Annotated in this window: 31 protein-coding genes and 1 tRNA gene; 23 read left to right on the forward strand and 9 right to left on the reverse strand. The window is 48.0% G+C overall.

What is annotated here, in order from left to right:
• Positions 1-242: 242 nt before the first annotated feature.
• The 4 genes from C504_RS0107420 (at position 243) to C504_RS0107435 (ending at position 3,851) form a co-directional block, all read left to right on the forward strand.
• Positions 243-1,157, forward strand: coding sequence for a metal ABC transporter substrate-binding protein (locus tag C504_RS0107420; protein WP_018688693.1), 915 nt, complete (start codon positions 243-245; stop codon positions 1,155-1,157).
• Positions 1,158-1,261: 104 nt separating this feature from the next.
• On the forward strand, positions 1,262-2,122 hold the full coding sequence (locus tag C504_RS0107425; RefSeq protein WP_155851908.1) for a manganese/iron ABC transporter ATP-binding protein: 861 nt from the start codon (positions 1,262-1,264) through the stop codon (positions 2,120-2,122).
• Positions 2,119-3,006 (forward strand): metal ABC transporter permease, encoded by an 888-nt coding sequence (locus C504_RS0107430; RefSeq protein WP_018688695.1) that lies wholly within the window; start codon positions 2,119-2,121, stop codon positions 3,004-3,006. The genes C504_RS0107425 and C504_RS0107430 overlap by 4 nt, the downstream gene beginning before the upstream one ends.
• On the forward strand, positions 3,006-3,851 hold the full coding sequence (locus C504_RS0107435) for a metal ABC transporter permease (protein ID WP_018688696.1): 846 nt from the start codon (positions 3,006-3,008) through the stop codon (positions 3,849-3,851). The genes C504_RS0107430 and C504_RS0107435 overlap by 1 nt, the downstream gene beginning before the upstream one ends.
• A 333-nt stretch (positions 3,852-4,184) precedes the next feature.
• Here C504_RS0107435 and C504_RS17410 read toward each other — a convergent pair whose 3' ends face one another.
• The 4 genes from C504_RS17410 to C504_RS0107460 are packed head-to-tail and all read right to left on the reverse strand — an operon-like array spanning position 4,185 to position 8,197.
• A complete protein-coding gene (locus tag C504_RS17410; protein WP_018688698.1) occupies positions 4,185-5,090 on the reverse strand; it encodes a LysR family transcriptional regulator in 906 nt (301 codons plus the stop codon).
• A 20-nt stretch (positions 5,091-5,110) separates the two neighbouring features.
• A complete protein-coding gene (locus C504_RS0107450; protein ID WP_018688699.1) occupies positions 5,111-6,481 on the reverse strand; it encodes a TRAP transporter large permease in 1,371 nt (456 codons plus the stop codon).
• Between the two features lie 33 nt (positions 6,482-6,514).
• The gene (locus C504_RS0107455; protein WP_018688700.1) at positions 6,515-7,069 is read right to left on the reverse strand and encodes a TRAP transporter small permease subunit; all 555 of its coding nucleotides are present in this window, start codon (positions 7,067-7,069) and stop codon (positions 6,515-6,517) included.
• Between the two features lie 39 nt (positions 7,070-7,108).
• Entirely contained in the window at positions 7,109-8,197 is a 1,089-nt protein-coding gene (locus tag C504_RS0107460) for a TRAP transporter substrate-binding protein (protein ID WP_018688701.1), read from the reverse strand.
• 224 nt (positions 8,198-8,421) lie between these two features.
• Between C504_RS0107460 and C504_RS0107465 the strand changes: the two genes are divergently transcribed.
• Positions 8,422-10,029 carry a GMC family oxidoreductase gene (locus C504_RS0107465; RefSeq protein ID WP_018688702.1) on the forward strand — a complete coding sequence of 536 codons (1,608 nt, stop codon included), beginning with the start codon at positions 8,422-8,424 and terminating at the stop codon, positions 10,027-10,029.
• 358 nt (positions 10,030-10,387) lie between these two features.
• Here C504_RS0107465 and C504_RS0107470 read toward each other — a convergent pair whose 3' ends face one another.
• Entirely contained in the window at positions 10,388-11,557 is a 1,170-nt protein-coding gene (locus C504_RS0107470) for a tyrosine-type recombinase/integrase (protein WP_018688703.1), read from the reverse strand.
• Positions 11,554-12,063, reverse strand: coding sequence for an Arc family DNA-binding protein (locus C504_RS17415; protein WP_018688704.1), 510 nt, complete (start codon positions 12,061-12,063; stop codon positions 11,554-11,556). Before C504_RS17415 ends, C504_RS0107470 begins: the two co-directional genes overlap by 4 nt.
• Before the next feature lie 287 nt (positions 12,064-12,350).
• On the opposite strand from C504_RS17415, the gene C504_RS18745 reads away from it, so the two are divergent.
• The 14 genes from C504_RS18745 to C504_RS0107545 all read left to right on the forward strand — a co-directional run bounded on the left by C504_RS18745 (position 12,351) and on the right by C504_RS0107545 (position 19,973).
• Complete coding sequence (locus tag C504_RS18745; protein WP_156815886.1) at positions 12,351-12,554, forward strand: hypothetical protein; 204 nt, start codon at positions 12,351-12,353, stop codon at positions 12,552-12,554.
• Positions 12,555-12,633: 79 nt separating this feature from the next.
• A complete protein-coding gene (locus C504_RS0107485; protein WP_018688706.1) occupies positions 12,634-12,993 on the forward strand; it encodes a hypothetical protein in 360 nt (119 codons plus the stop codon).
• Positions 12,990-13,292 (forward strand): hypothetical protein, encoded by a 303-nt coding sequence (locus C504_RS0107490; RefSeq protein WP_018688707.1) that lies wholly within the window; start codon positions 12,990-12,992, stop codon positions 13,290-13,292. The genes C504_RS0107485 and C504_RS0107490 overlap by 4 nt, the downstream gene beginning before the upstream one ends.
• Positions 13,289-13,483, forward strand: a complete 195-nt coding sequence (locus C504_RS0107495; RefSeq protein WP_018688708.1) for a hypothetical protein — start codon at positions 13,289-13,291, stop codon at positions 13,481-13,483. The genes C504_RS0107490 and C504_RS0107495 overlap by 4 nt, the downstream gene beginning before the upstream one ends.
• The gene (locus C504_RS17420) at positions 13,476-13,979 is read left to right on the forward strand and encodes a helix-turn-helix domain-containing protein (RefSeq protein WP_018688709.1); all 504 of its coding nucleotides are present in this window, start codon (positions 13,476-13,478) and stop codon (positions 13,977-13,979) included. Before C504_RS0107495 ends, C504_RS17420 begins: the two co-directional genes overlap by 8 nt.
• A 51-nt stretch (positions 13,980-14,030) precedes the next feature.
• Positions 14,031-14,324 (forward strand): DUF6074 family protein, encoded by a 294-nt coding sequence (locus C504_RS0107505; protein ID WP_018688710.1) that lies wholly within the window; start codon positions 14,031-14,033, stop codon positions 14,322-14,324.
• The gene (locus tag C504_RS0107510) at positions 14,321-14,659 is read left to right on the forward strand and encodes a DUF6950 family protein (protein WP_018688711.1); all 339 of its coding nucleotides are present in this window, start codon (positions 14,321-14,323) and stop codon (positions 14,657-14,659) included. The genes C504_RS0107505 and C504_RS0107510 overlap by 4 nt, the downstream gene beginning before the upstream one ends.
• A 333-nt stretch (positions 14,660-14,992) precedes the next feature.
• Positions 14,993-15,247, forward strand: a complete 255-nt coding sequence (locus C504_RS0107515; protein ID WP_018688712.1) for a hypothetical protein — start codon at positions 14,993-14,995, stop codon at positions 15,245-15,247.
• Positions 15,248-15,421: 174 nt separating this feature from the next.
• A complete protein-coding gene (locus tag C504_RS0107520) occupies positions 15,422-16,102 on the forward strand; it encodes an HK97 family phage prohead protease (protein ID WP_018688713.1) in 681 nt (226 codons plus the stop codon).
• Between the two features lies 1 nt (position 16,103).
• On the forward strand, positions 16,104-17,300 hold the full coding sequence (locus C504_RS0107525; RefSeq protein ID WP_018688714.1) for a phage major capsid protein: 1,197 nt from the start codon (positions 16,104-16,106) through the stop codon (positions 17,298-17,300).
• 224 nt (positions 17,301-17,524) lie between these two features.
• On the forward strand, positions 17,525-17,863 hold the full coding sequence (locus C504_RS0107530; protein ID WP_018688715.1) for a hypothetical protein: 339 nt from the start codon (positions 17,525-17,527) through the stop codon (positions 17,861-17,863).
• 1 nt (position 17,864) lies between these two features.
• Entirely contained in the window at positions 17,865-18,239 is a 375-nt protein-coding gene (locus tag C504_RS0107535) for a hypothetical protein (protein WP_018688716.1), read from the forward strand.
• A 238-nt stretch (positions 18,240-18,477) separates the two neighbouring features.
• The gene (locus C504_RS0107540) at positions 18,478-19,725 is read left to right on the forward strand and encodes a Y-family DNA polymerase (RefSeq protein WP_018688717.1); all 1,248 of its coding nucleotides are present in this window, start codon (positions 18,478-18,480) and stop codon (positions 19,723-19,725) included.
• Positions 19,722-19,973, forward strand: coding sequence for a hypothetical protein (locus C504_RS0107545; protein ID WP_018688718.1), 252 nt, complete (start codon positions 19,722-19,724; stop codon positions 19,971-19,973). The genes C504_RS0107540 and C504_RS0107545 overlap by 4 nt, the downstream gene beginning before the upstream one ends.
• Positions 19,974-20,146: 173 nt before the next feature.
• Here C504_RS0107545 and C504_RS0107550 read toward each other — a convergent pair.
• A tRNA-Phe gene (locus C504_RS0107550) sits at positions 20,147-20,221 on the reverse strand.
• 164 nt (positions 20,222-20,385) lie between these two features.
• Between C504_RS0107550 and C504_RS0107560 the strand changes: the two genes are divergently transcribed.
• Positions 20,386-21,429: a Gfo/Idh/MocA family protein gene (locus C504_RS0107560; protein ID WP_018688720.1), complete on the forward strand. Its 1,044-nt coding sequence runs from the start codon at positions 20,386-20,388 to the stop codon at positions 21,427-21,429.
• Here the strand turns inward: C504_RS0107560 and C504_RS0107565 are convergent, their stop codons facing one another.
• A complete protein-coding gene (locus C504_RS0107565; protein WP_018688721.1) occupies positions 21,430-21,831 on the reverse strand; it encodes a hypothetical protein in 402 nt (133 codons plus the stop codon).
• Positions 21,832-21,962: 131 nt separating this feature from the next.
• On the opposite strand from C504_RS0107565, the gene C504_RS0107570 reads away from it, so the two are divergent.
• Both C504_RS0107570 and C504_RS0107575 read left to right on the forward strand, forming a co-directional pair.
• On the forward strand, positions 21,963-22,316 hold the full coding sequence (locus C504_RS0107570) for a DUF952 domain-containing protein (protein ID WP_026317302.1): 354 nt from the start codon (positions 21,963-21,965) through the stop codon (positions 22,314-22,316).
• A gap of 8 nt (positions 22,317-22,324) precedes the next feature.
• On the forward strand, positions 22,325-23,410 hold the full coding sequence (locus tag C504_RS0107575) for a quinone-dependent dihydroorotate dehydrogenase (protein ID WP_018688723.1): 1,086 nt from the start codon (positions 22,325-22,327) through the stop codon (positions 23,408-23,410).
• 7 nt (positions 23,411-23,417) lie between these two features.
• Here C504_RS0107575 and C504_RS0107580 read toward each other — a convergent pair whose 3' ends face one another.
• Positions 23,418-24,737, reverse strand: a complete 1,320-nt coding sequence (locus C504_RS0107580) for an MATE family efflux transporter (RefSeq protein ID WP_018688724.1) — start codon at positions 24,735-24,737, stop codon at positions 23,418-23,420.
• 54 nt (positions 24,738-24,791) lie between these two features.
• Between C504_RS0107580 and C504_RS0107585 the strand changes: the two genes are divergently transcribed.
• Positions 24,792-25,745 carry an arginase family protein gene (locus tag C504_RS0107585; protein WP_018688725.1) on the forward strand — a complete coding sequence of 318 codons (954 nt, stop codon included), beginning with the start codon at positions 24,792-24,794 and terminating at the stop codon, positions 25,743-25,745.
• Positions 25,746-25,750 lie beyond the last annotated feature (5 nt).

Below are 25,750 nucleotides of genomic sequence, written 5' to 3' on the forward strand. Positions count from 1 at the left end.
CAAGTGTTACAAACCCTATAATCTAATCGATTTAAAAAAGCCAGAGCTGCTATTAAATTTCACTAATATTCATACGCAATCACGACTAAAAGATAACACCAAAACACACGACAAGCTGCGCAATCATTATTCGCAATGCCTTTTTCATTCATGTAAACTCGCCTCAATTCCTTATTGCAATTCATTCGCATTACTATTAAGAAGATAATAGGACATAAGATTTTTCTCATCTGGAGCTGTGAATGAAACCGTATCTTTCTCGCCTAACATTTGCCGCAGCAATGCTCGCGACAACCTCAACAATGGCGCTTGAAGCATATGCTCAAGACAAAAAATTCAAAGCGGTTACGACTTTCACAGTCATTGCTGACATGGCGAAAAATGTTGCTGGCGATGCAGCAGAAGTCGTTTCGATCACGAAACCTGGCGCGGAAATTCATGGTTATGAGCCAACGCCGCGCGATATTGTGCGCGCAAGCGGCGCTGATCTCATCTTGTGGAATGGTCTTAATCTGGAGGTCTGGTTTGAGCAGTTTTTAAGCAATCTAGGCGACATACCATCAGTAACGTTGACGGACGGCATCAAGCCCATTGCGATTGGTTCTGGCTCCTATGAAGGCAAAGCCAATCCACACGCTTGGATGGGCGTTGATAACGCCCTTGTTTATGTCGACAATATTACAGCCGCCTTTGTTGAACATGATCCAGATAATGCCGATAGATATATTGCAAATGCAGAAACCTATATGAATGAAATACGCGCAACGCTTGATCCTTTGCGCGAACAAATTGCGGCTATTCCTGAAGACAAACGTTGGCTTGTGACTTGCGAGGGTGCATTCAGCTATCTTGCGCATGATTTTGGCTTGAAAGAACTTTACCTATGGCCAATTAATGCCGATCAAATTGGCACGCCGCAACAGGTTCGCAGTGTCATCGACGGCGTTCGGGAAAACAATATTCCCGTCGTGTTCTGCGAAAGTACCGTCAACACTTCGCCAGCCGAACAAGTTGCCCGCGAAACCGGTGCCGCCTTTGGCGGTGTTCTATATGTCGACAGCTTAAGCGAGCCGGATGGTCCAGTGCCAACATATCTTGATCTGCTGCGCGTGACATCACAAACTATTGTCGATGGGCTTGCAAACAACCTAAAATAACCATTCACTGACATATACATCTCCGCCATTTCTGGCGGAGATACCAAGGATCCATAATGCTGAAAACAGCACCTCTCGACGCTGAAATGACTGACAATGAAGACATGAGCGCATCAGGAGCCGCCGGCGGTATTTATGCGCGCAATGTCACGGTCACCTACCGCAACGGTCACACAGCGCTGCATAATACAAATTTTGAAATTCCGCGCGGCACGATTACAGCACTCGTCGGAGTTAATGGCGCAGGAAAATCGACCCTATTTAAAGCCATTATGGGTTTTATTCCCACCGCTGCAGGCGAAATTCGGCTTCTTGGGAAAACGGTAAAAGAAGCGCTCAAAGAAAACCTCGTTGCCTATGTGCCTCAGTCTGAAGAAGTCGACTGGGCTTTTCCAGTGCTCGTCGAAGATGTTGTGATGATGGGCCGCTACGGACATATGGGCTTTTTAAGACGTCCACAGCAAAAAGACCGCGATGCTGTCAATGAAGCTTTGCGCCGCGTCAATATGCTTGACTTTAAACATCGGCAAATTGGCGAATTATCCGGCGGACAACGCAAGCGCGTTTTTCTTGCGCGTTCGCTGGCGCAAGACGGACAGGTCATTTTGCTTGATGAACCTTTTACTGGCGTTGATGTAAAAACCGAAGATCAGATCATATCATTGCTACGCGAGTTGCGCGATGAAGGCCGCGTTATGCTTGTATCAACGCACAATCTTGGTTCCGTGCCAGAATTTTGTGACCGTACAATTTTGGTTAAAGGCACCGTCCTTGCCTATGGCACGACGCAAGAAACCTTTACCCATGACAATCTTGAGAAGGCATTTGGCGGCGTGCTGCGCCACTTTACGATTGGCGGCACCGACCTACACGACGATGACGATCCGCGCGAAATTCGCATTATCACAGATGATGAGAGACCTTTCGTTCACTACGGCGAACGCAGCGAAAGTGACGAGAAATGATCAGCACACTTATTGAACCGTTCACCTATAGTTACATGTTCAATGCCATGTGGGTTTCCGCACTTGTTGGTGGCGTTTGTGCATTTTTGTCTTGCTACCTTATGCTCAAAGGCTGGTCGCTGATTGGGGATGCACTTTCCCATTCTGTCGTGCCTGGCGTTGCGGCTGCCTATATTCTTGGCCTGCCCTTTGCATTGGGTGCTTTTATCTCTGGCGGTTTGGCCGCTGGTGCAATGCTGTTTTTATCCGAACGCTCCGGCCTCAAAATTGATGTGATCATCGGGATCATTTTCACATCGTTTTTCGGCCTTGGCCTTTTTATTATTTCGATCTTCCCAACATCGGTCAGCATTCAAACGATCATTATGGGCAATATTCTAGCGATAACACCAAATGATACGTTGCAACTCGCGATTATCGGCTTTGTCTGCATGATTGTTTTGCTGGCCAAATGGAAAGATTTGATGGTGGTGTTTTTTGATGAAAACCACGCCCGCACGATCGGTTTGAAGCCAGAACTTCTACGCGCTATTTTCTTCATGCTGTTATCAGCAGCCATTGTTGCGGCGATGATTACAGTAGGCGCGTTTCTTGTCATCGCGATGGTCGTAACACCGGGCGCGACAGCCTATCTTTTGAGTGACCGCTTTCCGCGCGTGATCGCGATTTCCGTTTTTATAGGCACCGCGACCAGTTTTGTTGGCGCTTATATTAGCTATTTTGTTGACGGTGCAACCGGCGGCATCATCGTCGCTCTGCAGACAATCATCTTTCTTGTTGCATTTGTTTTCGCGCCAAAGCATGGCATTTTGGCTGCACGGCGAAAAGCGCGCCAAGCTCTTTCAATTCCGGCAACTGCATCACCGACGACTAAGGTGCAATAATGATCGATATTCTATTACAGCCCTTCCAATACCCATTCATGCAGAATGCGTTTTTGATTACCCTGCTTGTCGCACCACCAACGGCACTTCTATCTTGCTTTCTCGTTCTTAAAGGCTGGGCCTTGATGGGTGACGCTGTCAGCCATGCGGTTTTACCGGGCGTTGTTTTAGCATGGATAACAGGCATTCCGCTCATCGTCGGCGCATTTGGCGCAGGTATGGCCTGTACACTACTCACCGGCTATCTTTCATATAATAGCCGCATCAAACAAGACACGGTCATGGGCGTGGTCTTCTCCGGCATGTTTGCCATTGGCATCATCATGTACACATCGATCACCACCAACGAACATCTGGATCATGTTCTGTTCGGCAATATGCTGGGCATAGGCGCTCAAGATTTATGGACTGCAGGCCTCATCTCGCTCGGCTCATGCGCGTTTCTCATACTGAAATGGAAAGACTTATTGCTTCACGCATTCGACCCTGCGCAAGCGCAAGCCAGCGGTTTGAAAGTCTCATTTCTGCACTATGGATTGCTGTCTGTATTGTCGCTTTGTATTGTTGCAACATTGACAGCGACTGGCCTCATTCTTGCCGTTGCTCTTTTGGTGACGCCGGGCGCAATTGCTTTTTTAACCGTGCGTAGCTTTGGACCAATGTTGATCATGTCCGTGGCCGTTTGCTTGCTATCCATGTTGCTAGGCACGTATCTGAGCTTCTTCTTAGACAGCGCACCGGCAGCAACGATTGTGCTTGTTCTGACAGCCATATTCATAGTGGCTTTTGTGCATAGGCTGCACATCACGCGTAAAACATCGCAGCAAAAAGCGAGCTTGGCGTAAACATATGGAAAACGACTTGCCAAGATCGATTGAAAAAAATGGTTCCCAAGGGCGAATTTTAATTTTCCTAGGCTTGCATTCAACCTCTCTCAAGCTGGTTCCAGCCCGCACAAATCCCATTGTTTGCAAAAATATCGCTTCCGCAGTCTGATCATCCTATCGATTTTTTGGAAATGGCAGATCACTTTGGTAAGCGAGTTACAGTGAGCTTAAACAAACCACTGCGCGAAGATATCAATGAGGCGAATACTTACGCTCTGGCAAACCAACCAAATATACTGGCAGGTATGGATCGCGCCAAAGTTCAAAAACTCGCGGCATAGCCTTAAGGACTTAAGTCAACTTTGCGTTGTATTTGAACGATTGCGACATACGCCGGGTGGTATCAAAAATGAAATCACTTGCCTCTTGAATGCGGACAAGATGACGGTTTTCTTCGAGATATGTCATCCAATAGGTTCTACTGAAGGTGATATCATCTGGCATGATTGGCTCTAGACCGTGGTCATGGGCCATATAGCACGGTAAAATGCCAAGACCGATGTTGCCCAGAACCGCGTCAAATTGCGATTTTACCGTTGCCCCGCGGTAGACAACTTTTAGACCAGGCATCAGGATTGTGTTGAAATCCAATTCTGGCGTATAAAGTAGCTCTTCGACGTAGCCCACAAAGGGTAAGACCTTTAAATCGTCGCGGCACTTGGGGCGTTGATGCTTCTCAAAAAACTTAGGGCCGGCATAAAGCCTGAGATCGTAATCCATCAGCTTGCGCATCACCAGTGATCCACTTTCGGGTCGATCCAATGAGATCGCGATATCGACGTCACGACGCCAAAGTTTATGGGCAACAGGGATCGGGACTAACTCTACTTCCATCGCTGGGTTTGACGCAACAAGTTGGGGCAAAATATGGGAAAGAATTTTGTTTCCGAACCCATCCGGTGCGCCAACACGTACTTTAAGTTTTCGTGTCCCATTTGCCCGACTAGCGATATTCGCAATTGAATTGGCTGCCGCCTCCATATTCTCGGCATGCGGTAAAACTTGAAGTCCGAATTCGCTTAGAACCATCCCGCTTTCGGTAGTTTCAAACAGTGTCAGGCCAAGCTGATCTTGCAATATTTTCAACCTGCGCGCGACCGTTGTGTGCGAGTTGTTGAGACGTTTCGCGGCACGACTTTGACGGCCCGTCCTGTGGACTTCGAGGAAGACTTGCAGTTGGTCCCAATTAAAATTCATCAAGTCCCCTTTCCATTATTTTAATCGTATACGAGTTCAGGCAACCATGTCACCAAATCAGGGATCAGAACAATAGCAGCAACAACGGCAAGTTGGATTATGACAAAGGGAATGATACCGCGATAGATGTCGAGTGTTGTCACTTCATCGGGTGCGGCACCTTTCAGGTAGAACAACGAAAACCCCACCGGCGGTGTTATAAACGATGTTTGCAGCGCAACAGAGAATAAGACGACGAACCAAACCGCATCAAAACCGAGATCATTAACAACAACGGGGCCTACAAGGGGTAGGAAGATCAATGTGATCTCCAGCCAGTCGAGGAAGAACCCAGCCACGAAGGCGAAGATTAAAATCGTCACGACAACGCCAGTCGGTCCAAATGGAATTGAATGGAGCGCTTCAGCAATCATTACATCGCCGCCAAGCGCCCGCATAACCAAAGCAAATGCCGTCGCGCCTAGGAAAATACCAAAAATAAATGCGGTGGTCAGCGTCGTGCGACGTGCAACTTCGAGCATGACTTTAAACGAAAGGCGGCTATTCGCAAAGGCTAAGATGCAAGCGCCAAGCGCACCAATGCCTGCAGCTTCAGTTGGTGTCGCGATACCCATAAAAATGCTGCCAAGTACCGCAAGAATGAGAGCCATAGGCGGTAAAACAGCTGAAAACGTGCGAAACAATCGAGCTGGACTTAGGGGGGCTGGATCCTTCAAACGCGGCGCAAGTGACGGTTTAAGCATCACTGCCATGACAACATAAATGAGATAACACATGCCAAGCAATAGCCCTGGCACGACGGCGCCCATGAAAAGCTCGCCGACTGATAGGGCCAATTGATCGGCCATGATAATCAACATGATCGACGGCGGTATCAGAATTCCGAGTGTTCCTGCGGAGGCAATCACCCCTGCTGCAAGCCGTTTGTCATACCCGTTTTCAAGCATAATCGGCATCGAGATCGTCGTGAGCAATACGACAGATGCACCAACAATCCCCGTAGATGCCGCCAACAAAATACCAATCAAAATTACAGCTACGGCGAGGCCACCGCTATAGCGGCCTAAAGTTGCGGCAAATTCCGCCATAAGTTTTTCAGCGAGCCCCGACTGGTCCAGCATAATCCCCATAAAAATGAACATCGGCAAGGCGACAAGCACCCCGTTTTCCATCAACGCCCAAATGCGCGGGACAACCACCGAATAGTCCCTCCAGGAATCAAGAAAATACGTATCGACACCATAGTTATTGTGCAAAGGGATCGCGACAACTGTTACCAAGACCGAAACCCCAGCGAGTGACCACGCCACGGGCACGCCCATAAAAAGCAGGCTGATAAAGCCAATAAGCATCCCGATCACGAGCAATTCGTTGGCAGCTAGACCAAGCATTTTGATTTTCCTTGTTAAATAAGGTGGGGGTATTTATTTTGCGCGGATCACGGCAATCATGCGCAGCGCACGCGTTATTGCAGCTAAAAATAGTAGGCCAAATGCGAAGGGGATTACTGACTTGAGTATCCAACGATAGGGCAAGCCACCTGGGGATCGTGACGTCTCGCTCAGTTTGTGGGAAAATTCGACGAACGGGATGGAGCCGTTGGCGATGATATATGCGAATGGCATAACAAGCAGGACCATAGCAAGAAGGTCAATCCAAGCGCGCCGCCGCGAGGGCCAATGTTCGGCCAAAACATCTACGCGGACATGTTGATCCTGCACGAGACAGTAGGACACACCAACCATGAAACTATAAGCATAAAGGTGCCACTGAACCTCTTCCATCGCCACGGAACTATTAGAAAAAACATACCGCAATACCACATTGGTAAGTATGACGACGATGAGCAAAAGCCAGCCAACATGAGCACTCACAGCAATGAAGGTGATGATGCGTTCAATAATTCGAGTAAACAGGGGAACAGCAATGCCATCGTTCTTCAAGTCCGACGCGACTGCGTCGCTTATCAATTTAGGCATTCTATCCCCCTGCTTTATATTTTTATGAAACTGCCGAACTTATTCGGCTGGCGCGTTTTCCCAAGTCCAGTCACGCGGCAAATAACCCAGTGAAAACCAATCGGAATTCAGTTCTTGGAAGTCCATCATTGACGAATAGACCTTCGCGAACATCGCATCATTTTCTGATTCACGCTTCATGACAACTGCAGTTGCATCACGGAATTTTTGCAAAACATCGTCTGGAAGTTGACGCGCTTCCACGCCTTTTTCAGCGAAGGTTTTCAGAACGGCTCCCTGAAGCGCTTCTGCACGTGACATTGCGTAAGTCACACCAGCCATACATGCGTTTTCGATTTGGGCCTGTGTCGTTGAGTTCAAACCCTTCCAAACGTCTCCGTTCACATACAGGTACTGGGACGTGGACGGCTGATGCCACCCTGGAAGGTGGTAATACTTCGCAACCTGATAAAACCCAAGCTGCTCGTCGACAGTTGGCAAAGAGAACTCAGTTGCGTCAAGCACGCCGGTTTCAAGCGCTTGATACAATTCGCCACCTGGGAGAACTGTTACAGACATTCCAACTTCTTTCATGATCTCGCCGCCCAAACCTGCGGCGCGAAACTTCAAGCCTTCAAGCTGTGCAACGGATTCGATTGGAAACTTAAACCAGCCCGCGGCTTCAGGGCTAATAACACCACATAGGATTGGGTGAACGTTGTATGGCTCAAAAAGCTCTTCCAAAAGCTCGTTGCCGCCCCCTTGATACATCCAAGCCGTGAATTGCGCAGGCTCCAGACCAAACGGTGTAGCGCCAAATAATGCAGATGCAGGAACTTGGCCCCGTTCATATCCCATCCAGCTATAACCAGCATCGATCTGTCCCGTCGCGACGCTTTCAAAAACAGCAAGGGCAGGAATCATCTTCCCCGGTTCAAACACTTCAAACTGTACAGCGCCGCCTGAAGAGGCACTCACACGTTCAGCAACCCATGGTAACGCATCGCCCAAAGCCGTCAGGCTGGACGAAAAGCTAATGGGCACTGCCCACTTTACGTTTTCAACTTCTTGCGCACTTACAGGCGATGCGGCTGCTGCTGCCAAAATGCTGGCACCTACAGCTCCTAAAAAATTAATCTTTACTGACATTTTCTTCCTCCCAAAATTGTTAACCAAACGACAAACTGCAGACAGCGCGTTGATTAGGTCGGATTAAGGAATACATATGGACACATTCATATGAACGATTTTCAACATTTGATGTGCGCAATCGATCATTGTGGTTTTGTGACTGTTGAGGCTTTTGTCTACAGCGTGGATTGGGGCGCTCAGCCTTTTCCGTTAAAACAGTTTCTAAAGCGGAGAACAACGGCATGCAGGACTACGGCGAATTTGACTATGTTATTGTCGGCGCTGGCTCTGCTGGTTGCGTCCTTGCCAATCGATTAAGCGAAGATCCAAAGATGCGTGTTCTGTTGCTCGAAGCGGGTGGCAAGGACAATTATCACTGGATCCATATTCCTGTTGGATACCTATATTGCATTGGTAATCCGCGAACCGATTGGGGATTTAAAACAGCGCCCTGTGATGGCTTAGGCGGGCGCTCGCTCTTGTATCCCCGCGGCCGAGTTTTGGGTGGATGTTCTTCCATAAATGGCATGCTTTATTTACGAGGGCAGTCGGCTGATTATGACAATTGGAAGCAAATGGGAAACGCCGGATGGGGTTGGGATGAAGTACTTCCCTATTTCAAAAAATCCGAGGACTATTATGGCGGACCGAACGAAGCTCACGGAACTGGCGGCGAATGGCGGGTCGAAGAACAGCGCGTAAATTGGGAAATTCTGGACGCTTGGAAAGATGCTGCAGTCGAAGCTGGCATTCCCGAAACCCAAGATTTCAACCGTGGAGATAACTATGGCGTTGGTTATTTCAAAGTGAATCAACGCAATGGATGGCGTTGGAACACCTCCAAAGGCTTCTTGCGCCCTATCAAATCCCGCCCTAATTTAGAGATCATCACACATGCACAAGCCGAGAAAATTTTGCTATCAGACAAGACTGCGAACGGCGTGCAGTTCATACGCAAAGGTATAGCGTCAAAGGTTTGCGCCAAACGCGAAGTCATCCTTGCTTCGGGCGCAATAGGCACCCCGCAACTACTACAATTGTCGGGTATAGGTCCCGGTGCGCTTTTGCAAAAACATGACATCGATGTCTTGCACGAAGCTCCCGATGTGGGTGGCAACCTACAAGACCATTTGCAAATTCGCTGTGCCTATAAAATTCAAGGAGCAAAGACGTTAAATGTCATGGCCTCGACATTATGGGGCAAAGCAAAGATCGGGTTGGAATATGCCCTGCGTCGTACAGGTCCAATGTCCATGGCACCCAGCCAGCTCGGGGCGTTTTCCTATTCGGATGATCGCCTCTCAACACCGGATCTTGAATATCATGTTCAACCTGTAACGCTTGAAGCTTTCGGCCAAGACGCGCATGATTTTCCAGCAATAACGGCAAGTGTATGCCACCTGCGCCCCGAAAGCCGCGGCCACGTGCACATCACATCCCCCAAGGCCGATATCCACCCAGAAATTCAACCAAATTACTTGTCGACAGCGGGCGATCGACTTGTTGCGGCCAAAGCAATCCGACAGACTCGCAAGATAATGTCGCAACCATCACTTGCCCAATACATGCCCGAGGAGTTCAAACCTGGCATGAACATGCAATCGGATGAAGAGCTACTTGAAGGTGCCAGAAAGATTGCCTCTACGATTTTCCATCCCGTCGGAACGGCACGCATGGGAACCGACCCACGCGCCGTTGTAGACCCCCTATTGCGCGTAAACGGCATTAGGCATCTTCGGGTTGTTGATGCCTCTGTTATGCCAGCGATCACCTCGGGCAACACGAATTCCCCAACGATCATGATAGCCGAACGCGCCAGCGACCTTATCAAAGACGACGCCCGCGGATAAACTTAGCTGCCAAGATATGTGCTCCGCCTAAAGCGCGATAAAAAATTCACCTGCCATTAATAATGGGGCATTCAAACGTTTATACCGGAGCTAATTTATATCCGCACTTTATCTGAGCGTGAAATATATAAAATTCTGAATAGAGTTTCCCGTTTAAATAGAGGCAACTAATCCACTCCGAAAAGTGACAAAAAGCTAAAACGCACACAAAAGCGTAATGCTAATTTTTAAAACATCTATAAATCATTGAAAAAGTGGTGCCCGAGGGCGGATTTGAACCACCGACACGCGGATTTTCAAGATTATACTGAACGTTGTTTTTAAATGATTATTACAATTATGTTGCACCTATGTCGCATCACCCTAACAATGCGGCCTGAGCTTTAGCCAATTCACCACCGTTGTCATTAGATGGGAATAGGTGTCCATAAACGTCAAGCGTCATAGCGATAGTTGAGTGCCCTAGCCTTTCCTGAACCACCTTAGCAGGCAATCCTAATCCACCATCCTCAGGTCGATTGATGCACCATGACGCATAGAAGTGCCTAAGCGCATGAAGGCCCGTATATTTGGCTTCGCCTTTATCATCGACAATGCCAGCCTTTTCCCATGCAGGGATTAAACCGCGACGGCGAATGTTTGTCAGGCTTTCGATGTTTCCAGCACCCGTAGGAAACACTAAGGCTAATGATCCAGCCGGACAGCGCTCTTTCCATTCACTGAGAACTTCAACCACCATCGGCGGTAAGGGGATTGTGCGTTGACCTGCAAGCGACTTAGGCGAACCAATTTGATTATATCTGTCAGCACGCTTTGAGACTGTAATCTTGGACTTGTTTAAATCAACGTCAGACCATGTGAGGCCGCGCAATTCGCTGGATCGCATACCAGTAAAGATTGCAGTGATAAGGATAGGCTTCCACACACCCGACAGAACGCCAACCAGCGCCTTTATTTCATGGGGATGGGGAATGTCTATGCCAGCCCGTAGGCGGCTCTTGTGGCGGCTTGCAGTGTCATGGCTGGACTTTCTACGCCTAGTGCTTCGCATGTCCCTCACAACGTTCCTTGCCACTAATCCGCGCTCCTGAGCATCGGCAAGGATAGAGCCAAACGAAACCATGACTTTTCGGACCATAGCTTGTGAGCGGCCTTGCGTTGCCAGATCATCTTCAAATTGACGCACGATAGGGATTGAAAGCTTAGATAAGTTCAGAGCGCCGATAAGCGGCTCTATGTGCAGTCTGACATGCTGCTGATATTGATTAGCCGTTGATCGCTCTAATCCAGCTGCATCACCAGCCGCAAGCCATAATTGAGCGGCTTGGCTTACAGTGGCACTATCCCTTTCAGCTACATGGCGACCTTCGCGAACTTCTATGGATGCAGTGGCAGCGAACTTGTCAGCGTCTTTTTTCAGCTTGAAGGATTTGAGGCGGCGTTTGCCACTAGCATCGGCATAATCAACAACCCATGCAGTCTTTTCCTCAGCCTTGGCATTAGACCATGTGCGCTTGCGGACACTCATTTCTTGTCTTCTTTAGAGATACTATATCGTACTTTCCCTTTGATCCCCTCTATTTTTCCTTTGCCTTTGCTAGTTGGAGTGTATTTCCCTCCTTCAAATTCAGTCTGCATTTCAACTTTGGTCGATAGATCGATCTCACCCTTGGCGATCTGTGCCTTTAGAGCCTCAACCGCTTTGGTCATGCTCGGCGGATTACCCTCGGCATCTTTTTGAATGTTTTCAAAGAAATTTATCAGATCACCGACGGTAAGCTGCGGCGGCGGATAAGCTTTATCTAATGCGGACACCACCTCATCTCGCAGTGAGCGCCCACTAATTTTGGCTGCATTTTGCACCCTATCTCTGAGACCGAGCGGTAACTGAACTCGCGTGTTGTCAAAGCTATTTTGCAGACGCGCTATAATTTCTGCCGTCATACTGCGGTTGTTAGTTTTCGCCTCATCCTCAACGAGTTTCTTCAACTCTTCAGGAATCCGAAGCCTAAAATGTAAATCTTCTCTTGCCATGCCTCACCAATGACACACAAACCAGTTGACAGCAATGCCCCACGTATGCCACACATTACATGCCACACACGTGACACACCGTCAAATAGCAAAGGGCATATTATGCAGGCAAACCACGAACAAATACAATTGATTTGGGGAGGGGCTGAGATTGCGAAGGTCATTGGCCGTTCATCTAGATCAACCTTTCACATGCTTGAAAACGGCGACATACCCGCAAAAAAAGTATGCGGTCGATGGGTAGCTGAGCGCGGCAAGCTGATAGCGTTTTTTTTGGAGGACGCTGAATGACGACTAAAGCGGAAATACTCAAAAGCATCCGCGCAAAGTGTCTCGATTGCTCAGGCGGCTATGCGTCAGAAATCACATTATGTCCCGTACAGGCGTGCAGCTTACACCCTTACCGTACAGGCCGTGACCCAAACCCTGCCAGAACAGGCAATATCAAAAATCTATCGTCTGTGGGGGAAGCAAGGGAAATAGCACAATGAGCGCACTTAAAAAAATGGCCCGATCTAGCGCCAACTGGATCGAGCCTGTTCAAAATATTTAACCACCACGGAGAAACAAATGAACAAGACAGTCAATATCAATGAAATCACTAATGGCGCAACCGTCGATCTAGGAAAACTAACACCGCCGCGGGCAAGCCTGAAACATAGCAATATATCAGAAGCTCAGATTGAAAAACTCTGGGATGCTGTCACTGATATGGAAGTACCATTGAGGGAGGTTACAGATTTCCTGCAAGGGCTATTCATGATTGCTATCAACTTAGATGAAGAATCGGCAAGTCCCATTATGACAATTGCCGCAAAAGCTAAAGACTTATGTATTCGATTGGAAGAAGAAAGAGGGCTATGTTTCCATACACTGCATAAGGTAAAGTTTGGAGAAAAGCAGACTGTTGCTGATGAGGTGACAGCATGAGCGATGCATCTCTTTTAGACCTTGGTAATCAGCTATCCCAAGCATATCAGCAGCAAGTTCTTAATGCTGAGGCACCGGACGACCGTTATAATCCAGCATATGAGAAATCATGGGCGATTGTTAGCAAGATTGACTGCACCCCAGCGACAACACTTGAAGGCTTGAAGGTTAAAGCACAGGCGCTTTTATGGTGTCGGGGTGGCGTCAATTACGTTGATTGCATGGGTGACGATACAACTGACATGCGACTAATCGGATCAATCCTTGATGGACTTCATAAGATCGAGGTCTCAGCATGACAGGTATCGATCACGAACACACAGCAGAGATTGATGAGGCAGGCCGCTGGCTTGCTTCACTAAGTCCCTCAGAGAGCCAAGCACAAGCCTCACTCAGAGAAATGTGCGCTCGGTTTAACCTCACTATACCACAAGCATGTGAGGCCGTTGCACAAGCACTCCAAGCAACACGTGAGGTGCACGATGAGTAAACAGGCTGGTCAAAAAAAGAAATCTAGTGGCCATTTTATAATGTTGGATAAATGGCTGATAGATAGCACTGCTTGGAAATCCCTCGACCCTTCCGAACGAGCCACGTATTTAGAATTTAAGAGAAGATATTACGGCACAAATAATGGTGAGTTAGCCCTATCGGTGCGGACCGTTGCAGATGAAATCCACGTGGGCAAATCTACAGCATCAAGATGCATTCAAACACTTCTAGAGCGTGGCTTTATTGAGCTTGTGAAGGCCAGCAGCTTTCACAATAAAGTTCGCATGGCGGCTGAATATCGGCTTACTGAGTGCTTTTGTAACAAGACCAATAAGCCAGCAAGTAAGGCTTTCATGAAGTGGACTAAAGAAAATCCACGGTCCCACCTCAAGGACAGTACAGTCCCACCTCAGGTACAAACTTCACAAATCAGACCTCGAAAGGGCGTTCACAGTCCCATGTCAGGTACTGAAAGGGAGGTTTTAGCATCATGAACGGTCCCACCTCAGGTACACATATAGATATATACCATAGGGCATTAGCTAATGAGCAACGATAGAACCCTTCCATTATTCAACTGGATTCCACCAGTAAAAATCATTCCCTTTCCAGCAAGCAAACAGATCGGGAAAGCTCGTCATGTTGCACGTCTTTTCATGAACAAAACCACTGAGAGGGCGCAAGCTTCTTATTGGGAACAGACTGAAACTTCAATTCGAAAGAGGTTGGAAAAAATCGGGTTGGCTGATGATGAAATTGAACGTCAGGTTCAATCTTTCACCGCGACCGTTCAGAGAGAAGTTGACTTGCTTTGTCACCGTGAGGGCATGCGCAAATGATAGAACGTCAAAACAGACTTCGTGAATTTCTATCTCATGTGGAAAGCAAACCTGTTGAGTGGGGTATTGATGATTGCACCGCGTTTGCATCGAATTGGGTGCTTGGTGAAACAGGCGAGAAAATAGAACTTCCAAAGTACAGCACTCAAAGAGAAGCCACACGCTTGATAGTTGAACATGGCGGCTTGATCGAGGCATGGCATAACCACTTGCCATTGATCTGTCCGCTTGTCGGTGTGCCTGAGCTTGGCGACATTGGTATCATTCCAACAAGAAACTTCGGTGATGCTGGTGTAATCTTCGCGCAAAATGGAGCGTGCATTTGGAGGAGTTAAAATTCCTACAGAATGTTTCAACCGCGACAAGTCAAAGCTATTTGGCGGGTGCCAAATCTGAGGGACTAGCTCTTGAGGGTAATGGATATGTGTCTCTTACCCCTACCCCCTGTTCAAATTTGCGGATAATGCGCACGCAGGTATCGCACGGGTACAGAAAACCAAAAGCCACCAAGTTCCAACATACCCCCCCGTGGGGGAGTGGCATTGTTCAGCACGTCAAATCGGGACACCGACGCTGAAGTTCAAGCAACATAAACCGCGACAATTTTTGTTCGCTCACAATTAAAATTATTCCCGCTTCTGAGCAGGGAACAGCATGGAGAATCAACCATGACTTTACCGAAACAACCTTCAATCGAAGATATTAAAACTAGACGCGCAATAGATAGAACTTTGCACAAATGCGTCGAGCAAATGCATCATGAAATGGGAGCGCCTATTTCGCTGATTATCGATCGGCTTCTCACTTACGCTTTGGTCACAAGTATCAGCGGCATCGGTAGCAAAGAAACAGCAAGGCGTATGCGCCTGTTCACTGAGCGCGTTGATAGTGGATTGCTCGATGCAAAACACCCTAAGACTTGACTTCACTAGGAACATATGCCTATATTCATGGTGGCTCGATTGGGCGATTTACCAGCTATGCTGGACTTCAAACCAACTAGCCACCTTCGAATGTACCGGCCACCTAACCGGACGCGAGGCAGAACTGAGCAGCGATGCTCAACGCTTTGACATACATTTAATGAAGGTGAGCGCATGAGCTTATTTCACAAATTCCAACCTGAAAGCTTTAGGCTTGCACCTGCGCTTGATCTTGAAATCAAGAGCGATGGTAATGGCCGTATTGAAGGCTACGCTTCCACATTTGGCGGCGAGGCAGATCGACAAGGTGACATAGTATCGATCGGTGCATTTGAACGGACGCTTGCTGAGCATAAGAACGGCGGCACTCTCCCAGCGATGCTTTGGTCACATCGACAAGAAGAACTAATAGGGCGCTGGACTAACATTCACGAAGATACCAAGGGCTTGCATGTCGCTGGTCAAATCAACATGAAAACCACTCGTGGCCGTGAAGCCTACGAGCATGTCGCGGCAGGTGATGCTGGTGCGTTTTCAATTGGCTATTTCATCCCAGATGGTGGCCGCAAATACAATTCAGATGGCAGCTTTACATTGCTGGACGTTGATCTTTTCGAGGTCTCAGTTGTGGCTATCCCTGCCAATCCGAGAGCCAAAATAACAAGCGTTAAATCGTTGAACTCAAAGAGCGAGCTTATCGACATTCTTCGTGATGCCGGACTCGCAAAGGCTGCGGCTGCGCGATTGGCCGCTGGTGGCTGGCCTGCACTCAGCAACACAGACGATACAGAACTTAAAGCAAAACAACTTGCATCGATTATCGACGCAGCAACGCATAACCTAAGAGGTAATTAACATGCGACACGACAAAACATTTCAGAACACAGCTAAAGCTTCCCTTATGGCGATGGCGGCGGCTGGTAAGCATCTACAAACTAAAGATGGCGATCCGTTTGATATTCTTGCCAAGAAATTTGGCGATCACAACACGGAAATGCTTAAGCGTATTGGTGAGACTGACCAGCGCGTGAGTGGCGTTGTTGAGGCAATGGCTGATATTGAACAGAAATTCTCACGAGCAAACTTTAGCGGTGGAATGGACACCTCAGAAAAGACTTGGGGCGAACAGTTCACTAAAGGCGAGGGTTTTGAATCATTCGTTGAAGAAAAGTCACGTCCAGGGCGTTTCCGAATGAATGTCAAAGGAACGCTGCTAACTAACGCTGATAGCGCTGGGGCATTAGGCGTGCCTAGTTTCAGAGATAAGCCTGTAATGCTTCCACAGCGTCGAATGACAATTCGTAGCTTATTGAATGTGATTAAGGTTGAAAGCGGTGAAATCGAATATCCTGCGCAAACCTCACGCACTAACAATGCCGCTCCAGTTGCTGAAAATACCAAAAAGCCTGAAAGCGATATGGCTTTCGAAATGAAAACAGCAAAAACGCGGGTGATTGCTCACTTCGTAAAAGCATCGCGCCAAATCCTTGAGGATTCTTCACAGCTACGCGGCACAATCGACAGCGAGCTTGTTTATGGCTTGTCACTTGTGGAGGAAGCCCAGCTATTGAATGGCGATGGCACTGGCGAAAACCTTGACGGCATGGTCACCAACGCAACTGCTTATGCAGCGCCTTTTACAGTGGCTAGTGAGACAATGATCGATAGGATCGGTTTGGCTATCCTGCAGAACGCTTTAGCGGATTATCCCGCTACAGGTATTATCGTGCATCATTCGGACTGGATGCGTATGCGATTGCTCAAAGACACCGATGGAAAATACATTCTCGGTGATCCGCAAAGCAATGTTGAGCCTAATCTGTTCGGTCTTCCAGTCGTGCCAACTCAGGCAATGGAACTAGACAAGTTCCTAGTCGGTGATTTTCAGATGGCAGCAACCCTCTATGACCGCTGGGATGCACGTGTTGAAGCTGGTTATGAAAACGACGACTTCACTAAAAACAGAGTCACCTTGCTTGCTGAGGAGCGCATTGCGCTAGCCTTGAAGCGTCCTAAAGCGCTGACATTCGGCGACTTCGGAAACGTCTCTTAAAGAATTGTGGCCGCGTTACCTCCGGCGCGGCAACATAAGGCGGGTGAGCTAAGATCCCTTTGAGCTCCCCGCTATTTTTTTAATTTCATACGGCCAAAAATGAGACCAACAAGCGGTTTGGCTGTGTATTACTCGGTACGTTCTTCCAATATATTAAATACAGTCTGGTCAGTTGAATGAATTTCTGCAACATAAATGCAGGGGTACTTTCTGAGGGGGATTTTATGAACAGAACTACTATTGCGCTTGGGCTAAGCGTACTTGTAATCACGTCTTGCGCTAAGCGACCTGATGCAATTTCACCGTCCGCAATTCCTGAATCAGCTTACACAAACTTATCGTGCAGCGATTTAGCTAAGACGCGAGCTGATGAAGAGGCAAATTTGAAAGCTTTATCCGTCCAGCAAACCAACGCAGCTAACGGTGATGCCTTTGGTGTTTTCCTTATCGGCGTTCCTATGGGCAGCGTGACAGGTGGAGACAAAGAAGGTCTAATTTCAGTTTCTAAGGGCAAAATTCAAGCGATGGAAGCTAACCGCCTTAGTAAAGGCTGTGGTGGCTAATATGAAACGTGCAATCATTTTAACTGGTCTTTTGGTCGTCTCAGGATGCGGAACAACCGCGCAAAATGCAGACGTTAACCAAGGGCTTGCACTTAAAGCCAACGCCGTTGCAGAAGTTTCCAACGTTCAAGTGTTTGAAACTGGTCCCGCTGGAACAAGTTGGCGCAACGAGGTCAAAGGCGTTTCGTGCAAAAATAAACTGTACGATCCGGCCCCATCCGAGGCAAACGCACTCAACCTAATGAAAAAACAAGCAGCCGAAAGAGGATTTAACGCAGTCCATTCTGTGACTGTGAATAATTTAGGCGCTGCTGCTGTGGCGATAAATTGCTGGTCAGCGTTAGAAGCGAAGGGCGTTGCGTTTAACAGTCCTTGATGCGGATTTTGACTTTGATGCACTTATAGTTGGCAGCTTAAGCGCGTCATATCGACGTTATCCGCGCACTGGATTATGCATAATCAAGCATTCACGCTCAGATCAGCAGGCGCATTCGATGCGGTGTTTGGGTAACGATCTAGTTAAATAAGATAACATGAGAAAGGATATTATTCCTAAATTCATTTGACTCAAAATGAAGATTGTTCCTATTTTGTTCTTTTAATGGAATCGGAACATGCGCAAGCCTACAACAATCGAAACACTATATTTGGACTTCGACGGCTTCTTTGCGTCTGTGGAGCAGCAAGCACGTCCCGCCTTGCGTGGCAAACCCATTGGCATCGTTCCGTTTGAGGGAACAAAGCATACCGTTGTCATTGCGTGTTCAAAAGAAGCCAAAGCCAGAGGCTGTCATAATGTGATGAACGTACCGGATGCGCTCAAAGCTTGTCCTGAACTTATACTCGTTCCTCAGACACCTGATTTATACAGACGCGCACACAACACATTGCTGGCAGAGATCAACGCGGTGATCCCTGTGGATGCTGTTAAGTCAATTGATGAACTGACCTGCCGCCTTGATAGTTCACAGATCAAAAAGCCTCAGGAATTGGCCGATAGAATACACGGCAGAATTGAGCGCTATGTTGGGCCGCATATCACATGCTCAATTGGCTTTGCTGCCAACCGGCAACTCGCAAAGATCGCCTGCAAACAGGATAAGCCGAACGGAACAACCATTTGGACACCCGATCTTGTACCGCAAATTCTCTATCCAATACCCTTTGAAGATATTCCTGGCATTGGTGGCAGTATGCAAAAGCGCCTCAATAAGATCGGCGTGTATGACATGCAGAAGCTGCTTGCTCTGTCTCCAAAGCACATGCGCAAGATATGGAATAATGTGACAGGTGAGCGGCTTTGGTACGCTCTTCATGGCTATGCAATTCAAGCACAGAAATCTGAACGCGGTATGTTTGGCCATGGGCGCGTATTGCCACCAGATCAACGCTCACTACCAGAAGCTTTTGAGATTGCCCGAATGCTGCTTATCAAGGCAGCGCGGCGTATGCGCAAGGCGGGTTACTATTCACACAAGCTCTATCTTTGGTGCGGTATGCGTGAAAGCTCATACAGTACGTCTATTGCTCTATCCGGTGTTTATGATGACAAAGCCTGCATAGATGGCCTGAAAACCTTGTGGGCACGTTTGGAAGCGACTGTGCCGCGATCAAGCCGCATCATTCGCGTTGGCGTAACTTTCGGCGATATAAAGCTGGCAGGGCAGCGCCAGACCGATATGCTCTTAAACGACGATCCTGAGCGCCAGAAGTGGGAACGGGTTTCCCACGCTATTGACAAACTCAATGCAAAATATAGCGGCTCCGTTGTTACGCTTGGGCCGTGGACACCACCAAAGGGTGGCCACCTTGGGGGTAAGATCAGCTTTACAAGAATACCGCGTGCGGAGGACTTCTGGTGAACTGGCGCACAGAACTCCAACTGACGGACATTGGCGAAGGTGAGCGCTTGGAAGTCACATGCCGTATATGCGGCCACACACGTTATGAAGACCCGCAGGAATTAGCACAGCGCCCCGGACTTGAGTTTTCTTATCTTGATGAAGCAGAAGCCCAATTGATCTGCCATAGACGCGGATGCAGAGGCGCAGTTCGTCTAGCTTTATCGATGGAAACAGAGACAGAGGGATTTATAGGTGGTTTAGCTTGAGGAAAAATCCGAATCTAAAACTTTCTATGTCGCATATATGTTGCATGGATTTGCGGTGTCTATTTGAAAACCCTTGGAAATCAAGGGGAACCAGATGCAACAAAGTGCAACACAGGAAAACGGACTATTAAAATTACGAAACCCGTAAGCCATTGTTTTCACTGTGAAAAAAGTGGTGCCCGAGGGCGGATTTGAACCACCGACACGCGGATTTTCAATCCGCTGCTCTACCCCTGAGCTACTCGGGCTACTCAGCCGATTGGCTGGTGAGGTGGGCGGGTTATAGCACTAAATTTTACTCTGTCCAGCCGCAACATTTAAGAAAATACAGTCTTTCATCACGAATGCAGAAAGTTTTGCAATTTGTTGACCTTGGCAGCCTAACATAGCCAAAATATTTGCAGGAAAAGCCATGACTGAAGCTAATAAACAAATGTGGAACTGGGGAATCATTGGCACAGGGGCCATCGCCCAGAAATTTGCGAGTGATCTTAGTCATGTAGCAGGCGCAAAAAAGGCAGCTATATTCTCTCGCACGCTAAAAAACGCCACTGATTTTGCATCGAAACACGCTTTCACGCATAGTTATGACGACTTGCAGGAGTTTCTCGCGCAACCAAATTTGGACATCATTTATATCGCGACCCCGCATATTGCGCATCGCGAGCAGGCGCTGGCGGCAATCAAAGCTGGCAAACCAGTACTGATTGAAAAACCCATCGCTATGACTTCGAGCGACGTTATAGAAATCAAAGCCGCCGCCAGTGAGCACAATGTTTTGGTTATGGAAGCACTATGGTCACGTTTTCTACCTGCCGTGCAATTTGCCAAAGCCATTTTGCAAAAAGGCGACATCGGGGAAATTAAACGGGCAGAGGTAAGCCTTTATTTCGAACGCGACTATGATCCATCTGATCGGTTGTACGATCCAGCCTTGGGCGGCGGCGTATTGCATGATCTGGGTGTCTATCCGATTTCACTGGCAAGGTATTTGCTTGGTGAGCTGGAATTGGTTTCAAGTGAGTGGAAAGCTGCCCCCAATGGCGTCAACAAGTCAGCGACACTCCATTTAAAATCCGGCGCTATGCCCATTACGATCAATGTGGGCTTTGGGCCAGAACAGGGTAACACATTTGACATATATGGCGAAAAAGGAGCGCTGCGGATTGATCGGCATTTCTTGCGCACGGATTCAGCAGCCATCTGGCATGGCGCTCAAAGCCATTTACCCCCAGCAAGCGGCGGCTTCATAAATCGTCTTCGAAATAAATTTTCTTTGCAAGGCGGAACACGCAAAACATTTGCGCGGCAAAGTCACGGGCTTAATTTTCAAGCTGCAGCATTTCAGGCTGCGCTCGGGCAAAAATTACCCGAACATGCAGTGATGCCACTTGATGAAAGCGCAGAGGTTTTACACATCATCGAGCAGGTTTTAGCAAAGCCTGCTTCGGCGTAATTAGTTCGCAGCTTTCGGCTCATCAAATTCTTTGGCTATTCCCATGAACCGGCGCATGAATTTTTCCATATAGCCAAGTCCGCGCTCAAACTCTTCTTCGCTTGGCAAACCTTCTTTGTTTGCCAAAGGAGTCCCGACAGAGAGCCTTTTCTCAAGAGCGGCTACCCGATCTTCAAGAGCTGAAATATCTTCATTAAAAGCGGCACGTTCATCGGCTGCCATTTTGCAAATGATCTGGTCATTTTGTGTTTGGCACATCGACATAGCACCGGACTGAGTGTCCATGCGCACATAGCCGTTATCAACTTTCACCATGACATAGCGACCTTCCGCCAATGCACTCGTGCACATTATGGCAGTCAATATGCCTGTGACTGTCATCATTTGTTTCAGGTAAATCATAATGGTCCCTTTTGAAACTGAACTATCTCATCTGACACATATCCTTACAAGGCGACAGAATTTAGACAATAATCCGTGTATCTGGTCACAGTCCTCTTTCAACAGCAGAAAAATGACCATAAAAGATGCCCATGACACAGAAATTGATTTATAAAATCGCGACACGCGACCAATGGGAAAAGGCTGAAAAAACCGGCTTTTTTGAAGGCGCTCCGATTGATCTTGCCGATGGGTACATTCATTTTTCGACTGCTGCGACTGTTCGCGAAACGGCCGCCAAGCATTTTGCAGGTCAAGATTCGCTTTTGCTCATTGCAGTTGATGAAGCTGCTTTAGGTGACAAACTAAAATATGAAGTCTCGCGCGGCAATGCTTTGTTCCCTCACCTTTATGACAAGCTCAATTTAAACGCTGTCATCTGGGCCGCTGAATTACCGCTTGATGACAATCAGTTACATATTTTTCCAGAGAATTTCGAAGGTTAAAACAGTTTATGTTAAAACAGTTTTGGAAAGCAATTGGACGGCCCACCACGTTTTTATTGGATGCAGAAACCGCTCATGGCCTTTCCATAAAGGGCTTGAAAACGGGCGCTATTTCCGGCGGCAAAATCCACAGTGATCCGCGTCTTTCTCAATCTATCGCTGGCCTCACATTTTCTAATCCGGTTGGTGTTGCCGCAGGCCTAGACAAGAATGCAGAAGTGCCCGACGCGCTGCTTAAACTTGGATTTGGCTTTACCGAAGTCGGAACGATTACGCCACTTGCGCAAGCTGGCAATCCTAAGCCGCGTATTTTTCGCATCGTGGAAGACCAAGCGGTTATCAATCGCCTCGGCTTTAATAATCAAGGCCATGATGAAGCACTCAAGAGGCTTGAAGTTCGTGCGCAAACGGGTCTTGTCGGCGTCAATGTTGGCGCGAACAAAGACAGCGACGACCGCTTTAACGACTATGTGTTGGGCATTGAAAAGTTCTATGCGGTGGCAAGCTATTTTACGGCCAATATTTCATCACCCAATACGCCAGGCCTTCGTGATTTGCAGGCGAAAGACCAGCTCGCCGAACTGTTAAGCCGCATCATGGCAATCCGTGCTGCAAAGGCGCAGGAATTTGGCCGCACAGTACCGGTTTTTTTGAAAATCGCGCCTGATGTTACTGAAGCAGATCTCGATGATATCGTTTCCGAAGTGTTGGATAAAAAGCTCGACGGTATCATTGTGTCCAACACGACACTTGACCGTTCGGTTCTGCAAAAGCCGAGCACCGAAGCAGGCGGACTATCAGGCAAACCATTGCATGAACGCTCAACGATTATGCTTGCAAAAACGCGGCAAAGGGCAGGCAAAGACCTTACCATCATTGGTGTTGGCGGTGTTCACAATGCTGATAGCGCTGCGGATAAGTTTGAAGCCGGCGCAGACCTTATCCAACTTTATACGGGCATGGTCTATGAAGGGCCAACCATTGCCAATGCAATCAACCGTGGCTTGAGCCAAAAGCTAGATCATTTGGGCCTTGCCCATATTAGCCAATTGCGTGATCGCAAGCTTGAAGAGTGGGCAGCGCGTACTGTTTAGATGTCGGTCAAATCTCTGCAACCCGCTTAGGCAGCACGAATAGCAGGCTTACACCGCGCAAGAACAACCACGCATTAAGCGCTAGCCATAAGCCGTGATTGCCCCAAATTACGGGCATCGTATAACAAAGAAAAGCGAAGACTGCGAGTGACAGCAACATCATGTTTCGCATATCTGCCGACCAAGTTGCGCCGATAAAAACACCGTCCATTTGAAAAGCCAATACGCCTGCTAGCGGGGTTAATGCGGCCCAAGGTAAATATGTTTTCGCAATGATCCGCACATCTTCAGCTGTCGTCATCATATCAATAAATTGATCTCCAAAAACCAACAAAAGCACCGCTGCGAAAAAGGATAATGCAAAACCAAAGCCGCATGATTTTTTGATCGCTTGCCACAGGGCAGAACGCGAGCCCACGCCAATTGCTCTACCTGCTAGTTGTTCCGATGCAGCAGCAAGGCCGTCTAAAAAATATGAGGATACGAAAAAGAAATTTAGCAATATTGCATTCGCTGCCAGCGTTACCGTTCCCATATTGGCACCAAGCCGCGCAAACAGTGAGAATGCGATCAAAAGAGCGAAAGAACGGATCATGATGTCGCGATTGACATTGAGCATTTTGAGCAAAGACGATCGGTCCAGAACTTCCTTCCATGTTGGTTTTTGGCTTTGATCAAACCCACGCCATAGCCAGATAAAAGAGCCGAGCGCCACCGTCGCTTCTGCGATCACTGTGCCCCAAGCAACGCCCACAATGTTCCATTCAAGCACAAGGCCAAGCACGACTGATAAAGCGATGTTTAAGCCATTAACGACAGACTGGACACCTAAGCTTGCCATTGCTCTGTTTTGGCCCAGCAGCGTTCCAAGAATTGCATAATTTATCAGACTAAAGGGCGCCCCTAAAAAACGAATTGCCATATAGGTCGTTGCAGCGTCACGCACACCGTTTTCAGGACTAATCCAATATAGTCCCAGTTCGCGAATGAAAGGCGAAAGCGGCAGAACCAGCACACCAATCATTGCAGCGGTAATAATAGCGCGCCAGAACCAAGCTTGTTGCTCACGCTCATCGCCCCGCCCCAAGGCCTGTGCGACAAACCCGGTTGTTCCGGTACGCAAGAAATTGAATGTCGTGAAAACGATGTCAAAGATGATCACGCCGACAGCCAAACCGCCGATCAGCGCAGCATCACCGAACTGGCCTACAATCGCAGTATCAACAAGCCCCAAAAGCGGCACCGTTAAAAATGCAATCGTCATTGGCACAGCGATGCCAAGCACCATACGGTTTGTGATATTAAGCTTGGGCGTTGCTGTGGTCATTATACTGCCGACTCATCTTTGTAATGAGCGTAAAAGTTAAACCAATGACAGATAATGGCCAGCGCTCATTGCAATTTTACACGCGAAAGCTATGTGCTTGGCATGACATTACCCATTGTTCATTCTCCCGCCTATGACGCGCAATTTCCCGAAGGGCATCGCTTCCCTATGAGCAAATACAAGCTCTTGGCCGATGTCCTTGTGCGCGATGGTTTGGCAACAAAAGATAATTTCCACGTTCCTGCCCCTGCGCCCATAAATTGGGTAAAACTGGCCCATGACACTGAATATGTTGACCAAGTCTATGGTTTTGATGTTCCGCATCACATTCAAAAACTTGTTGGCTTTGAAATGACTGAAAGAGCCATTGTACGTGCGCAATGCGCAACAACGGGAACTGTCATGGCTGCACGTCTCGCATTAGAGGCTGGCATTGCTTGCAATACAGCTGGTGGCAGCCACCATGCAAACTCACAGCACGGTGCAGGGTTTTGCACATTTAATGATGTGGGTGTTGCCGCGCGGCTGCTCTTAGAATCAGGCGAGATATCGAGCGCATTGGTGTTCGACACAGATGTGCATCAAGGCGACGGTACGGCAGAGATTTTCAAAGACGAGCCCCGTGTTTTTACCGTTTCACTGCACGCAGAAAACAATTATCCGCATCCCAAACAAATATCTGATCTTGATGTGCCTCTACCTGACGGCATGGAGGATCATGCTTATTTGAAAACAGTGACACTGACACTGGAAAAATTACGCAATCAAATCCATCCCGATATTGTCTTTTTCAATGCGGGCGTTGATGTTCATAAAGATGATCGATTGGGAAGGTTAGCGCTGACAGATTTTGGTATTGAACAACGCGAACGGCTGGTTATTTCCCATTTTAGATCGCGCGGCATCCCTGTCTGCGGTGTCATTGGCGGCGGCTATTCAAAAGACATTGAAGCGCTGGCACAACGCCATGCTATTTTACACCGCGTTGCGACAGAATTTGTCTTTTAGATGAA

It is taken from the genome of Ahrensia kielensis DSM 5890, from assembly GCF_000374465.1.
GTDB classification, from domain to species: Bacteria; Pseudomonadota; Alphaproteobacteria; order Rhizobiales; family Rhizobiaceae; genus Ahrensia; species Ahrensia kielensis.

What these genes read in the sequence shown, in the direction of transcription:
- C504_RS0107505 (WP_018688710.1), top strand. Translation starts at nt 14,031, where the DNA reads ATGAGCAACGATAGAACCCTTCCATTATTCAACTGGATTCCACCAGTA.
- C504_RS0107525 (WP_018688714.1), top strand. Translation starts at nt 16,104, where the DNA reads ATGCGACACGACAAAACATTTCAGAACACAGCTAAAGCTTCCCTTATG.
- C504_RS0107425 (WP_155851908.1), top strand. Translation starts at nt 1,262, where the DNA reads ATGAGCGCATCAGGAGCCGCCGGCGGTATTTATGCGCGCAATGTCACG.
- C504_RS0107465 (WP_018688702.1), top strand. Translation starts at nt 8,422, where the DNA reads ATGCAGGACTACGGCGAATTTGACTATGTTATTGTCGGCGCTGGCTCT.
- C504_RS0107515 (WP_018688712.1), top strand. Translation starts at nt 14,993, where the DNA reads ATGACTTTACCGAAACAACCTTCAATCGAAGATATTAAAACTAGACGC.
- C504_RS0107535 (WP_018688716.1), top strand. Translation starts at nt 17,865, where the DNA reads ATGAAACGTGCAATCATTTTAACTGGTCTTTTGGTCGTCTCAGGATGC.
- C504_RS0107580 (WP_018688724.1), bottom strand. Translation starts at nt 24,737, where the DNA reads ATGACCACAGCAACGCCCAAGCTTAATATCACAAACCGTATGGTGCTT.
- C504_RS0107520 (WP_018688713.1), top strand. Translation starts at nt 15,422, where the DNA reads ATGAGCTTATTTCACAAATTCCAACCTGAAAGCTTTAGGCTTGCACCT.
- C504_RS0107485 (WP_018688706.1), top strand. Translation starts at nt 12,634, where the DNA reads ATGAACAAGACAGTCAATATCAATGAAATCACTAATGGCGCAACCGTC.
- C504_RS0107455 (WP_018688700.1), bottom strand. Translation starts at nt 7,069, where the DNA reads ATGCCTAAATTGATAAGCGACGCAGTCGCGTCGGACTTGAAGAACGAT.
- C504_RS18745 (WP_156815886.1), top strand. Translation starts at nt 12,351, where the DNA reads ATGACGACTAAAGCGGAAATACTCAAAAGCATCCGCGCAAAGTGTCTC.
- C504_RS0107565 (WP_018688721.1), bottom strand. Translation starts at nt 21,831, where the DNA reads ATGATTTACCTGAAACAAATGATGACAGTCACAGGCATATTGACTGCC.
- C504_RS17415 (WP_018688704.1), bottom strand. Translation starts at nt 12,063, where the DNA reads ATGGCAAGAGAAGATTTACATTTTAGGCTTCGGATTCCTGAAGAGTTG.
- C504_RS0107510 (WP_018688711.1), top strand. Translation starts at nt 14,321, where the DNA reads ATGATAGAACGTCAAAACAGACTTCGTGAATTTCTATCTCATGTGGAA.
- C504_RS0107530 (WP_018688715.1), top strand. Translation starts at nt 17,525, where the DNA reads ATGAACAGAACTACTATTGCGCTTGGGCTAAGCGTACTTGTAATCACG.
- C504_RS0107495 (WP_018688708.1), top strand. Translation starts at nt 13,289, where the DNA reads ATGACAGGTATCGATCACGAACACACAGCAGAGATTGATGAGGCAGGC.
- C504_RS0107560 (WP_018688720.1), top strand. Translation starts at nt 20,386, where the DNA reads ATGACTGAAGCTAATAAACAAATGTGGAACTGGGGAATCATTGGCACA.
- C504_RS0107450 (WP_018688699.1), bottom strand. Translation starts at nt 6,481, where the DNA reads ATGCTTGGTCTAGCTGCCAACGAATTGCTCGTGATCGGGATGCTTATT.
- C504_RS0107430 (WP_018688695.1), top strand. Translation starts at nt 2,119, where the DNA reads ATGATCAGCACACTTATTGAACCGTTCACCTATAGTTACATGTTCAAT.
- C504_RS0107490 (WP_018688707.1), top strand. Translation starts at nt 12,990, where the DNA reads ATGAGCGATGCATCTCTTTTAGACCTTGGTAATCAGCTATCCCAAGCA.
- C504_RS0107575 (WP_018688723.1), top strand. Translation starts at nt 22,325, where the DNA reads ATGTTAAAACAGTTTTGGAAAGCAATTGGACGGCCCACCACGTTTTTA.
- C504_RS0107470 (WP_018688703.1), bottom strand. Translation starts at nt 11,557, where the DNA reads ATGAGTGTCCGCAAGCGCACATGGTCTAATGCCAAGGCTGAGGAAAAG.
- C504_RS0107435 (WP_018688696.1), top strand. Translation starts at nt 3,006, where the DNA reads ATGATCGATATTCTATTACAGCCCTTCCAATACCCATTCATGCAGAAT.
- C504_RS0107540 (WP_018688717.1), top strand. Translation starts at nt 18,478, where the DNA reads ATGCGCAAGCCTACAACAATCGAAACACTATATTTGGACTTCGACGGC.
- C504_RS0107460 (WP_018688701.1), bottom strand. Translation starts at nt 8,197, where the DNA reads ATGTCAGTAAAGATTAATTTTTTAGGAGCTGTAGGTGCCAGCATTTTG.
- C504_RS17410 (WP_018688698.1), bottom strand. Translation starts at nt 5,090, where the DNA reads ATGAATTTTAATTGGGACCAACTGCAAGTCTTCCTCGAAGTCCACAGG.
- C504_RS17420 (WP_018688709.1), top strand. Translation starts at nt 13,476, where the DNA reads ATGAGTAAACAGGCTGGTCAAAAAAAGAAATCTAGTGGCCATTTTATA.
- C504_RS0107420 (WP_018688693.1), top strand. Translation starts at nt 243, where the DNA reads ATGAAACCGTATCTTTCTCGCCTAACATTTGCCGCAGCAATGCTCGCG.
- C504_RS0107585 (WP_018688725.1), top strand. Translation starts at nt 24,792, where the DNA reads ATGGCCAGCGCTCATTGCAATTTTACACGCGAAAGCTATGTGCTTGGC.
- C504_RS0107570 (WP_026317302.1), top strand. Translation starts at nt 21,963, where the DNA reads ATGACACAGAAATTGATTTATAAAATCGCGACACGCGACCAATGGGAA.